We start from the raw sequence: 11,964 nt of genomic DNA, 5'->3' as shown, positions 1-11,964 counted from the left end.
ATAATGGATTTACTTTTGATGATTTCCTTCTCAATGGCAATTTCAACGGTTTTATTGATAAGCATGTCCAACAGGCTTATATCTATTAAACGAAGTTTTCTAAACTTGGTTAAAGAGCTTGGGTTGATTACAGGCTCCTCCGGAGCCATATTAAGAAAATATTTGAAAGACATGTCATATTTAGAACGCTCAACAATATCAACATCAGAAAGGTCAAATATTGTTTTTAAAAATAAATATTTAAACATGCGAATAGGGTCAATAGAATTTCGACCATTATCTTGGGAATAATTATCTTTAAGTTCATCGTAAACAAAAGAGAAGTCCACCAAATTATTAAATCTACGTAACAAATTATCCTCCGGAACAACTAAATCATAAATACCCATATATGGACTAAAAATTATTGTTTGTTGATTTTGTATCATAATACCCACCCGTTAAAATTGATACTATAATTATATAACAAAAAAGGTATAATTCACTCAATGAATGAGGTATTATACCTTTTTTACATTTTTTAGGTGGACTTTTTCAGTGCCCTCGAATCATCCAACGTCTTTTTTAGTCTATTTTAACTTGCTGGTAAAATCTTTCATATCATCAAGTTTCATTTCACCGATATATTTGTTCTGTATGTTTCCTTTACTATCAATAAAATACGTAGTTGGTATGGATAGGACTTGATAAGTTTCATTTACAGTATCTTCTGCATCAAGAAGAATTGGAAAAGTAATTTTATTTTTATCTACAAAACCTTGGACATCTAATTGAGGATCAATGTTAACAGCTAAAATGACAACATCCTTTGGCATCTGCTTTGAAAATTGCTCCATTGCCGGCATTTCTGCCTTACATGGAGGACACCAGGTTGCCCAAAAGTTCAGCATCACTTTTTTGCCTTTTAAATTAGACAGCTTTACCTTTTCTCCGGTAAGTGTTTTCAGTTCAAAATCAGGTGCTTTTGCTCCAACAGCGAGACCTTCTTGACTTGCTGTGGGTTGACTCTTCGTTTCGGGAGTTTCTGAAGTCTTATCCATGGCTTGAACAATCGCGACGGTAAGTAAGGATACAAGTATTACGGTTGCAATTACTTTTTTTATCATTCCCGAATCCTCCTTTACATCATAATCTGCTACATTGATTTTACACTATAATCTTAGGTGAAACCAAACAAGGATATGCCGAAACTGTGACAATTTACAAAAAACAATCCGCTTCCACTCTTAGGATTGAAAGAGTTTCACCAGTTCTCCCTGGTAATTTCCTTTTATTATCCCTTTTTCAGTAATGATTGCGGTAACAAGTTCATTTGGTGTGACATCAAACGCAGGATTAAATACTTTCACACCTTCAGGGGCGGTCCTTTTTCCAAAGCCATCCGTAATTTCAGATGCATCTCTTTCCTCGATTGGGATATCGGTACCTGTTTTTGTATCCAAATCTATCGTTGAGGTCGGTGCTGCCACGTAGAAAGGGATATTATGGGCTTTTGCTAATAGGGCAACCCCGTATGTCCCGATTTTGTTGGCTACATCACCATTGGCTGCAACGCGATCACAACCGACAATCACTGCTTGCACCCAGCCCTTTTGCATCACCATTGCGGCCATATTGTCGGTAATGAGAGTAACATCTATGCCAGCCTGCATTAGTTCCCATGCAGTTAATCGCGCACCTTGTAGCAGCGGCCTTGTTTCATCAGCAAAAACTTTGATATCCCAGCCCTTTTCTTTTGCTAAATAAAGTGGTGCTAAAGCTGTTCCATATCTCGCAGTAGCGATCCCGCCCGCATTGCAATGGGTTAGAATCCCCATGCCGTCCTCTAATAGGTTTAAAGCATGCTTTCCAATGGTCCGACATACTTCTTCATCTTCATTACGAATGTTATGAGCTTCTTCTTCCAAGGCTTCTTTGATTTGATTAATCGGTAATTCCTTCTCTTTAAGTGCTCGTTCATTCATTCGTTTCAAGGCCCAAAACAAGTTCACGGCTGTTGGTCGTGATGATGCCAAATAATCTGATTGCTTTTGTAAATGTTCATAAAACTCTTCAAAAGAACTTTCTGGAGCATCTTTGATCCCAAGCACTAATCCATACGCTGCAGCTATGCCAATTGCCGGCGCTCCACGAACTTTAAGTTGTTTAATGGCATCCCAGGCATCTTCGATTTTTTTTGTTTCGAGAAATTCTGTAATGTTTGGTATTTTGGTTTGATCGAGTATTTTTAGTACTCCGTTTTCATAGGAAACGGATTGTAAGTATGTGTTTTCCATTTTAAAGCATCCCTTCAACTTTATGTAAATTCTTGTTAAGTTTTTAGAATCATTCCTTCAACTTCACCCAATGTAATTTTAACAATATCCGAGACATATGCAATACTTTCATTTTTTTATTCGTCTCTATGATAAGTTAACTAAATTGTTTGAAAATTTGTTAAAATAGAAGCATGAATGAAGGAGGGATATTTTTGAAAATACTTGTTTTAGGTGGAAGCCGCTTTTTAGGGAAAACGTTCGTAGAAGAAGCTTTAAAACGAAACCATGAAGTCACCATATTTAATCGTGGTATTCAAAGTCCCGGAATTAAGGATATCGAGGTCCTTTACGGAAATCGATTTGGAAATTTGAAAGCGCTTCAAAACCGCTATTGGGATGCTGTACTTGATACAAGCGGGTTTATCCCCTATACAGTCCAGAACACAACAAACTTATTAAAAGACCAGGTCCAGCATTATACGTTTATTTCGAGTATTTCTGTCTATCAAGATTGGATTCAAGAGAATTTAGATGAAAACTACCCTGTCTTGGAAATGTCAATTGAGGAAGCAAATCAGCTTTCAATGGATGCAGACGGACCCATCTATCAATATTACGGACATTTTAAGGCCTTATGTGAACAAATAGCTGAGAAAAATATGCCGGGGCGTGTGTTAAATATTCGTGCCGGTCAATTAATTGGACCAAATGATTATACGGACCGTGTCCCTTATTGGGTAAATAGAATGGCAAAAGGCGGCAAGGTTCTGGTCCCAGGAAATCCAAACCGCCGGGTGCAGATGATTGACAACAAAGACCTGGCTAACTGGATCCTCGACATGGAAGAACAGCGCTCCTCTGGAACGTTTAATGCAACGGGCCCGGATTATCCATTAACAATTAAAGAGTTTGTCGATACATGTATGAAAGTGACAGGTTCAAATGCAGACGTGGTTTGGGCCGAGGAACAATTTCTTTTGGATCAAAATGTAGCCCCATGGACAGAAATGCCGCTGTGGGTACCCGAAAATTCTCCATTGTCACCTGAGTCAGTAAAGCCATGGAAAGGTGCATTTTCTATCAATGTTGATAAAGCCATTCAGAGTGGTCTTTCATACAGGCCTCTTGAAGATAGTATCACTGATATTTATGAATGGGAGAAAACCCGCCAATTGGCTGAGGATGAGTGGAATGCTGGGATACGCGCAGATAAAGAGAAAGAACTTCTAAATTTATTGGCCAAAAATTGAGCTGGTTTATACTGTTCTAGTCTGAAATATAAATAGTCCTCAATAGAAAATATTGAGGACCTTTCATTTTAGGCAATTGATGGGCTGTATTCTTTTAGCCCATTAGTTTTCGTTTTTGCTTAAGTAATTCATTAAATTCTTTGTCTAACTCAGTATATCTAGCGTCTTTTTGATCCATGAACGATAACTCACCTAAGACAGATGCAATCTTGTTTTCAATTATTAAGAGTGATTCTCTCAATGCGTCCTCATTGGTTCCCTCCTGATTTAAATACTCCTCAGGTTTCATCTCAATTCGTCGAATTTGCTGATTTTCAAATACAATCAGCCGGTCACAAAGCTTATTGAGGAAGTAATAGTCATGAGAAACGGTAATAATCGTCCCAGAAAACTCTGATAACGTATTTTCAAGCTGCTCCCTGCTCGGTAAGTCTAGGTGATTGGTTGGTTCGTCAAGAATGAGAACGTCATATTCTTTCATTAACATATCAACGAGTTTTATTCTCGTTCGTTCCCCTAAACTCAATGTTCCAATTGGCTTAGTGATCAACGGCTCCTTTAAGCCTACATTGGCTAATAGAGTTCTTGCTTTCAGCACACTCTCGCGATCAGTGAATCCTAGAGCTTCAATAGCTGTTTTTTCGGCAGGTAACTCATCAACATCTTGACTTAAATAAGCAATTTTTATGGAGTCGCTGCTCCACAACTCCCCATTAGAATAATCCTCTTGACCTAACATCATTTTTATTAGTGTCGTTTTACCGCAGCCATTTTCACCCAAGAGTCCCAAGCGGTCGCCATAATTAATAAAGAAGTTGGATTTTTGAAAAAGTGTTCGATTGTCAAACGATTTGGACAGGTTCTTAGCCTCGACAATTCGTTTGCCTCTTTTCCCTTGTGTGTCAAACTGAAACCTAATTTGAACTTCATCTAAAGGCTTTTCCAGCTTATTTTTTTCCAACTCATTTTGCAGTCGTTTCATTTTTGATTTTACTTGATTGTCTGTTTTTTTAGCCTTTACCCGATGATATTCCTTAAACCCATTTTGTCTTTTGCTTGGTCCTTTCCCTTTTTTTGTAGATTCGCGATGCGCTTTTTCGGACCACGATTTTAACTGAGTAATTTGTGTTTCCACGTCTTTTATTTTTTGCTGCTGGACATCATATTTGTGTCTCTCATTTTCAAGTCGTAGCTTCTTCTCTTTCTGATAGTCACTATAGTTTCCATTGTAAAAATTAATTTTGCTATTTTCTAATTCAAAAATTCTAGTTACCGTTTTATCTAAAAAATGTCGATCATGCGAGATGATTAGGACGGGGCCTCGGAACTTCTCTAATTCAGAAACCAACCACTCGATCCCTTTATAATCTAAATGGTTCGTTGGTTCATCCAATATTAAAAAGTCTGGTTTTGAAGCCCAAACCATTGCTAATGCCAACTTTAACTTTTCCCCGCCACTTAAATGTTCTAAACGCTCTTCTTCCCAGTTAAAAACCTTCGTGAGACCTAACATGCTGGCATGCTCGAGCAAATGACTTTTGGTATTTCCTGATAAAGACTGCTGAAAATCACTAACCTGATAATCAATGGATTGGGAAAGATATCCAATCGTTAAATCTTTTGATTTTTCTACAATGCCTTTTTCTGGTGCCATTTTCCCAAAAAGGATATTGGCCAAAGTGGTTTTTCCTGTTCCATTATAGCCAACAAGCCCGATCCGTTCCCCATTTTTTATATCAAAATGAATATTATCCAATACCTTTTTTAAATGAAAACTTTTTTCTATGTCAATTACTTTTAATACAATTTGCTGATTTGTATGCATAAAAAAACTCCCTTCACAAGAACCTGAAGAGAGATTTATGTCATATATATCGCTTTAGAAGCAACACAAATAAACCCGTTAATGGTTTGATTGTGTTCGCATTTATACGATTAGGACATAAAAAAGGACATACTAATCCTATTCTTCAGGTTCAACATTTTTCGTTATTCGAATCATGTCTGAAAAATAAGATTATAATTTCATCGGCCCTTAATCATTCCTTTTCGTTTGTTAGTTATATTTTATTAAAAAGAGAGAAAGATTGTCAATCCTTTCAATAAAAAACACCATGCCAAGTTGAAGTGGCATGGTGTTATCAATATTAAGCTTGTAATTTTTCACGTAGAACCATTGGAAGAATTCCACCGTGACGGTAGTAATCAATTTCAACTTCTGAGTCAAAACGAACAAGAACTTCAAATTCTTTCTTGTTACCTGCTTCGTCAGTTGCAGTTACTTTTAAAAGATCACGTGGTTTTACATCTTCGCCTACTTGAACATCGATGGTTTCTTTACCAGTTAAACCAAGTGTTTCAGCGCTTTCTCCATCTTTAAATTGAAGTGGAAGCACACCCATTAACACAAGGTTTGAACGGTGAATACGTTCAAAGCTTTCAGCAAGAACTGTTTTAATACCTAGAAGGTTAGTTCCCTTCGCAGCCCAGTCACGTGAAGAGCCCATTCCGTAATCTTTACCAGCAAGAACAATGAGTCCAGTACCGTTTTCTTTGTACTTCATGCAAGCGTCATAAATCGATGTAACTTCACCAGTTGGCCAGTAAGTAGTGAAACCACCTTCTGTACCTGGAGCGATTTGGTTACGAATACGAATGTTTGCAAATGTTCCACGCATCATTACTTCGTGGTTACCACGACGGGAACCATAAGAGTTAAAGTCACGAATCGCAACGCCTTTTTCAAGTAGATATTTCCCTGCCGGCGTATTTTTACCAATAGCACCTGCTGGTGAAATATGGTCAGTTGTTACAGAATCACCAAACTTACCTACTACACGAAGTCCTGTTAATGGTTCAACAGTACCTGGTTCTGGTGATAAGCCTTCAAAGAACGGTGGATTAGCAATATATGTTGAATCTTCATCCCAAGTATATAATGGCTCATTGCTTGTTTTGATCTCGTTCCAACGCTCGTTGTCACCAAACACGTTCGCATATTCGCTGCGGAATAATTCAGGAGTAACCGTGCGTTTTACTACATCATTAACTTCTGCAGTAGATGGCCAAATATCCTTGAAGAATACATCGTTTCCATCTTTATCCTTACCAATTGCTTCAGAAGCGAAGTCGATGTTTACAGTACCAGCAAGGGCGTAAGCAACAACTAATGGTGGTGAAGCAAGGTAGTTTGCTTTTACAAGCGGATGAATACGGCCTTCGAAGTTACGGTTACCAGAAAGTACTGAAGTAACTAATAGATCGTTTTCAGCGATTGTTTTTTCAATTTCTTCTTTTAATGGACCGGAGTTACCGATACATGTTGTACAGCCGTAACCAACTAGGTTGAAGCCGATTTGCTCTAGGTATGGAAGTAAGCCAGAATCACGAAGATATCCAGTTACTACCTTAGATCCTGGAGCTAAAGATGTTTTTACGAATTTTGGAACTTCCATTCCTAATTCAACAGCTTTCTTCGCAACCAATCCAGCACCTACTAGGACGTACGGGTTAGATGTATTTGTACAGCTTGTGATCGATGCAATCGCAACTGCACCAGTCTTAATAGTAGTTTCGTCGCCATTGTTAAATTTAACTGTAGCGGACTTATCAAGCTCATCTGCTTGTAAGCCAAAGCCTTGGTTTCCTTGTGGTGCAGAAACAGCTTTAACGAATTCTTCTTTCATTTTTGAAAGTGGGAGTAAATCTTGTGGACGCTTAGGACCAGATAGATTTGCTTCAATTTCAGAAAGTTCGATTTCAACTACATTTGTGTAAACTGGCTCAAATGAAGGATCAAAGAATAAGCCATTAGCTTTGCAGTATTGTTCAACCACATTAATTTGATCTTCTTCACGGCCTGTTAAGCGTAAATATGCTAGTGATTCATCATCAATTGGGAAGAATCCGCATGTAGCACCGTATTCAGGAGCCATGTTTGCAATCGTTGCACGGTCTGCAAGTGGAAGTACAGATACACCTGGGCCGAAGAATTCAACGAATTTACCAACAACACCCTTACTGCGTAGTACTTGAGTTACTTTTAATGCTAAGTCAGTTGCTGTTGCTCCATTTGGAAGTTCGCCCGTTAACTTAACACCAACAACTTCAGGTACTGGGAAGTAAGAAGGCTGTCCTAACATGCCAGCTTCAGCTTCAATACCGCCAACGCCCCAGCCTAGAACACCAATACCATTGATCATTGTCGTATGTGAGTCTGTTCCTACTAAAGTATCTGGATATGCTTCTAATTCACCATCTACTTCAGCTACGTGAACAACGTCAGCCAAGTACTCAAGGTTTACTTGGTGAACGATACCTGTTGCAGGCGGAACGGCACGATAGTTGTTGAATGATTTTTGTGCCCAGCTAAGGAACTGGTAACGCTCTGCATTACGTTCAAATTCTAAATCCATGTTCACTCGTAAAGAATCACTAGATCCATAAGCATCAACTTGAACAGAGTGATCGATAACAAGGTCTACAGTTTTTTCTGGATTAATTTTGTCTGGGTCCCCACCTAGGTCAGCCATTGCTTTTCTTAAAGAAGCAAGGTCTACTACTGCTGGAACTCCTGTGAAGTCTTGAAGGATTACACGTGAAGGTTTGAATGGAACATCCACTTCTTTCAGTTCAGCTGTTCCCCATTTAGCTAAGTTTTCAACGTGCTCTTTTGCGATTACGCGGCCATCATATTGGCGAAGTACAGATTCAAGTAAAACTTTTACTGAGTAAGGCAATTTAGAAACGTTGCCGATTCCTGCCTCTTCAAGTGCACTTAGACGGTAATAGTGATAACGTTTACCATTGGCTTCAAAAGAAGCTCGTGCGTTAAATACATCGTTTTTAACCATGTGTTAAAAACCCCCTCATTCGTCATAATTCACTAAAATAAATGAAAAGTCGAAAAGTCTGAATTTTCCCATCCGTCTTAACTTTTCTCACAATTCTTATCTTAATACAACCTAATTCATAAGTAAATAACAAGAAAGTTATTGTGATTGATAAGTTTAACTTATGTTTTTTTATGTATTTTGTTCTGAAAATTCAAAAAACACCATCTGTGTTAATATAGATGTTGGTAGGGAAAAAACGAAATTTTCACTAATATTATCTCAAAAAAACTTTTCTTTGTCATTATTTTTGCTATGCAGGAAATAGTAATGTTGTAGGAGGTGATTACTATGGTGAAACGAAAGTCTAATCATGTAATTCCAGGGATGAATGCAGCTAAAGGCCAAGGAAAAGGCGCTGGCTTTAATGAGGAATTTGCCAGTGAGTCTGAATTAACCGCCAAAGAAAGAATGAATAACAAAAAACGGAAAAAGAATCAATAGTAAAAAGCGGAAGCTCAATGCTTATGACCGCCAAACCCTAAGCACTTCAACAGAATTCAGAAAAGGAAAGCAGGCGATCTCCCGCCTGCTTTTCTTACTCCACTTGATTGACTTCTGACACCATGGTTGATAAATCCTGTTGGAACCGCTCTAACTGTGCCCGTTGATGTTCTGATGCTACTTCCATGGCATTTGAAATCTGCTGATAGGCTTCATTTACTTCATCCTTCAGATGTTTCAGTTGATGGCCATAACTTGCACTATCACTCACGATGGTTTCATATAGTCCTTGGGCATTTTCATACCCTTGTTGTGCTGCTTGAAATGCTTGTTGTTTATCTTTGTGGTAAGGAAACTTTTGCATGAGCATCTTTCACTCCTTCATTTTGTTTACAGTTAAATTGCACAGAACTACAAAAAATATACGGTATAAAAGGACTTAATGACTGCATCCTAACATATAGGAGGGATGAAAAATGAACAAAAACGATGGCAAAGACATGAGAAAAAATGCACCAAAACAATCTGGCCAGCCTGAGCCGCTTAGTGGTTCTAAAAAGGTAAAGAATCGCAACCATACAAGGGCCAAACATAATACCCATCATGATATGTAGTTACCCGAAGCACCTATAGGTTTTTGGGCACTAAATTCTCTATATAAAGCCCCAGCACTAAGATTAAGTGCTGGGGCTCCAGGTTTATATTCTAAATATTAATAAAAGCTTGTAGTAGGTGCTTTTCTTCTTCAAGCGTCACTGTTCGTAAATCAATGATAAATTCATCTTTTTGGATCCGTCCGACAATAGCCGGCTTCACTTCTGTGCGTAGTTTTATGCTAAGCTGGTCTGCACTCAGAGTACTGTGTTTCAAAGCGATCACCATCGTTGGAAGCTCCACATCAGGCATCGTTCCTCCACCCACTTGACTGGTTGCCTCAGTAATTTTTGTAACATACTTTCCAGTATTTTGTAATAAATTTGTAACAAAAGACTTAGATCGAACGTCTAATTCTTCAAGTGGTACAAATAAATCTCGAAGCGTTGGAATATTTACCAGTCCTGTTTCACCACGGGCATAATCAATTAATGTTCCTTCTAATGCAGCTAACGTCATTTTATCGACACGCAGAACTCGTGCCAATTGATGTTTTTTCAAACGGTCAATAATTTCTTTTTTACCAGCAATAATCCCTGCCTGTGGTCCGCCAAGGAGCTTGTCTCCACTAAAAGATACAACATCTGCCCCTAACCCAATGACCTCTTTTACGACAGGTTCCTCACCAATTCCATGCTTCCTGAAATCGTATATTGCACCACTTCCTAGATCTTCATAAAAAATGACATCTTCCAAACGTTTTGTAAGCTGAACAAGTTCTTCTGTCTCGACCGTTTTGGTAAAACCAATCACTTTAAAATTACTCGTATGAACTTTCATGACAATTGCTGTGTCTGGGCTGACTGCATTTTCATAATCAAATAAATGCGTTTTATTGGTGGTGCCCACTTCAACTAGGTTTGCTCCACTCTCTTCCATGATTGATGAAATTCGAAAGGAACCGCCAATTTCAACAAGCTGCCCTCTCGAAACAATGACTTCTTTTTGAAGAGCGAGGGCTCTTAAAACAAGATAAACAGCAGAAGCATTATTATTAACCACCATGGCTGCTTCAGCCCCAGTAATTTCTTTAATTAAGCTTTCAACATGACTATGTCGTGAGCCTCTTTCGCCTTCAGATAACTTATACTCTAGATTGGAATAGTTCCTTGCCATCTCAATCATATGGCTGATCGCGTTTTCGCTTAATCTAGCCCTTCCTAAATTCGTATGTAAAATAGTGCCTGTTGCGTTGATCACTTTTTCAATTGTATAAGAATACTGCTTCTTAATATTTGATTCGAGGATAGAAAATAGGTCGTCAAGAAAATCGTTGGTCCCTGGTCTCGCACCTGGCCAATTATCATAAAGAATTGCCCCCCTAATGCTTTCAAGACAATCTTTAAGTTGTTTGGTCAAATTTGGTTGATCCAACTGACTTTCATTAAGTAGATTCAAAAATCTCTGATGATTTTGAAGTTCATGGACCGCTGGGATGGAGCGTAGCCATTCTTTCAAGATAAAAACTCCTTTATCCGTCGTTCTCTTCTATAATATACCAAGCTTAAGAGCCCATAGATAATCGTAATTAAGAAAAGAGGCGCTTCTGCATGTCCCAATTATATCATATCATCTTCACATTTTTATCCCTTATGAATAAAATGAAACGAGCAAGGGGGATTAAATATGTCAAAAAAGAAACAACTGAAAAATAATCAAAACTTTGACTTTGAAGAAGTAGAAAAATGGCTGGAGGAATATTTTCTCGATCCACTTACGTCCTATTATGATGCAACCCAATTTCAAATCGATCTGTATGAGACAGAAAAGGAATGGATTGTTGAGGCCATCTTAAATGAATATCAAACTTCTGAATTAAAGGTTTATATAGAAGGAGATAAATTAGTGATATCAGCGTCTAAATCCCCCCCTTCCAAGATCAAAAAACGAGAAAGGACCATTAACTTTCCGTTTCAAGTCGTGAACCAGGCTGTTTATGCCACTTTTACTAACGGAATTTTAGAAGTTGTGATATCAAAAATAGATAGATGTATAGGAAAAAATAGATACATTACCCTTCCATAATTTCTTCACTATTGTGGGAATATTTTTTCGTTCCTCAATTAACATAATCTTTTTATAAGTAAAAAAAAGAAGCCCTCTAATTCTTTTTGATCAGAGGGCTTCTTTTTATTTTTTGGAAATGATTTCAATCATCTCGTCTGTATCAGGAAATACTCCTGTTTCAAGCTTGGAATAGATTTTCTCCCCATTCACGGTCACTTCAAATGCGCCGCCTGAACTTGGAATTAGTTCTAACTTTTGAATATCTCTAAAAAAATGATTGAAAAGCTCTTCCGCGAAACTCGCGGCTTTAGGTGAGTAGTTTCATTGCATGCAAAATTCTACAATAATATGGTAATTCTTCATAGAAACAGCCTCCAAAAATGAGTTTACTACTTCGTGATAGTGTAAATATTTTACCCTATTCCTTCTTCCACTACAATTTTTTTGTCTATCCGTGCG

Annotated in this window: 12 protein-coding genes; 4 read left to right on the top strand and 8 right to left on the bottom strand. The window is 38.0% G+C overall.

Going from position 1 to position 11,964, the window contains the following annotated elements:
* The 3 genes from COJ96_RS24700 to mtnA all read right to left on the bottom strand — a co-directional run.
* The coding region (locus tag COJ96_RS24700) for a transposase (protein WP_142333046.1) at positions 1-428 on the bottom strand (428 nt) is incomplete at its 3' end.
* Positions 429-569: 141 nt separating this feature from the next.
* A complete protein-coding gene (locus tag COJ96_RS24695; RefSeq protein ID WP_098576457.1) occupies positions 570-1,106 on the bottom strand; it encodes a TlpA family protein disulfide reductase in 537 nt (178 codons plus the stop codon).
* A gap of 120 nt (positions 1,107-1,226) precedes the next feature.
* Positions 1,227-2,276 carry an S-methyl-5-thioribose-1-phosphate isomerase gene (gene mtnA / locus COJ96_RS24690; RefSeq protein ID WP_098576456.1) on the bottom strand — a complete coding sequence of 350 codons (1,050 nt, stop codon included), beginning with the start codon at positions 2,274-2,276 and terminating at the stop codon, positions 1,227-1,229.
* Between the two features lie 194 nt (positions 2,277-2,470).
* Between mtnA and COJ96_RS24685 the strand changes: the two genes are divergently transcribed.
* On the top strand, positions 2,471-3,508 hold the full coding sequence (locus COJ96_RS24685; RefSeq protein ID WP_098576455.1) for an NAD-dependent epimerase/dehydratase family protein: 1,038 nt from the start codon (positions 2,471-2,473) through the stop codon (positions 3,506-3,508).
* 94 nt (positions 3,509-3,602) lie between these two features.
* On the opposite strand, the gene abc-f is transcribed toward COJ96_RS24685, so the two are convergent.
* A complete protein-coding gene (abc-f, locus tag COJ96_RS24680; protein ID WP_098576454.1) occupies positions 3,603-5,333 on the bottom strand; it encodes a ribosomal protection-like ABC-F family protein in 1,731 nt (576 codons plus the stop codon).
* Between the two features lie 322 nt (positions 5,334-5,655).
* Positions 5,656-8,361, bottom strand: coding sequence for an aconitate hydratase AcnA (gene acnA / locus COJ96_RS24675; protein ID WP_098576453.1), 2,706 nt, complete (start codon positions 8,359-8,361; stop codon positions 5,656-5,658).
* 330 nt (positions 8,362-8,691) lie between these two features.
* Between acnA and sspO the strand changes: the two genes are divergently transcribed.
* The gene (sspO, locus tag COJ96_RS24670; RefSeq protein ID WP_098576452.1) at positions 8,692-8,844 is read left to right on the top strand and encodes a small acid-soluble spore protein O; all 153 of its coding nucleotides are present in this window, start codon (positions 8,692-8,694) and stop codon (positions 8,842-8,844) included.
* Positions 8,845-8,938: 94 nt separating this feature from the next.
* Here sspO and COJ96_RS24665 read toward each other — a convergent pair whose 3' ends face one another.
* Positions 8,939-9,208, bottom strand: a complete 270-nt coding sequence (locus COJ96_RS24665; RefSeq protein ID WP_098576458.1) for a hypothetical protein — start codon at positions 9,206-9,208, stop codon at positions 8,939-8,941.
* A gap of 112 nt (positions 9,209-9,320) precedes the next feature.
* Between COJ96_RS24665 and COJ96_RS24660 the strand changes: the two genes are divergently transcribed.
* Entirely contained in the window at positions 9,321-9,458 is a 138-nt protein-coding gene (locus tag COJ96_RS24660) for a small acid-soluble spore protein P (protein WP_098576451.1), read from the top strand.
* 91 nt (positions 9,459-9,549) lie between these two features.
* Here the strand turns inward: COJ96_RS24660 and selA are convergent, their stop codons facing one another.
* Positions 9,550-10,956, bottom strand: coding sequence for an L-seryl-tRNA(Sec) selenium transferase (gene selA / locus COJ96_RS24655; protein ID WP_098576450.1), 1,407 nt, complete (start codon positions 10,954-10,956; stop codon positions 9,550-9,552).
* A gap of 168 nt (positions 10,957-11,124) precedes the next feature.
* Here selA and COJ96_RS24650 point away from each other — a divergent pair, with 168 nt between their 5' ends.
* Complete coding sequence (locus tag COJ96_RS24650; protein ID WP_098576449.1) at positions 11,125-11,523, top strand: Hsp20/alpha crystallin family protein; 399 nt, start codon at positions 11,125-11,127, stop codon at positions 11,521-11,523.
* A gap of 105 nt (positions 11,524-11,628) precedes the next feature.
* On the opposite strand, the gene COJ96_RS28910 is transcribed toward COJ96_RS24650, so the two are convergent.
* Complete coding sequence (locus tag COJ96_RS28910; protein ID WP_373561747.1) at positions 11,629-11,868, bottom strand: Rdx family protein; 240 nt, start codon at positions 11,866-11,868, stop codon at positions 11,629-11,631.
* Between the last annotated feature and the right edge of the window lie 96 nt (positions 11,869-11,964).

This window comes from Bacillus sp. AFS073361, from assembly GCF_002567005.1.
Classification (GTDB): domain Bacteria; phylum Bacillota; class Bacilli; order Bacillales; family Cytobacillaceae; genus Neobacillus.
The sequence above is the reverse complement of the archived record's forward strand: the minus strand, read 5'-3'. Positions and strand labels throughout refer to the sequence as shown.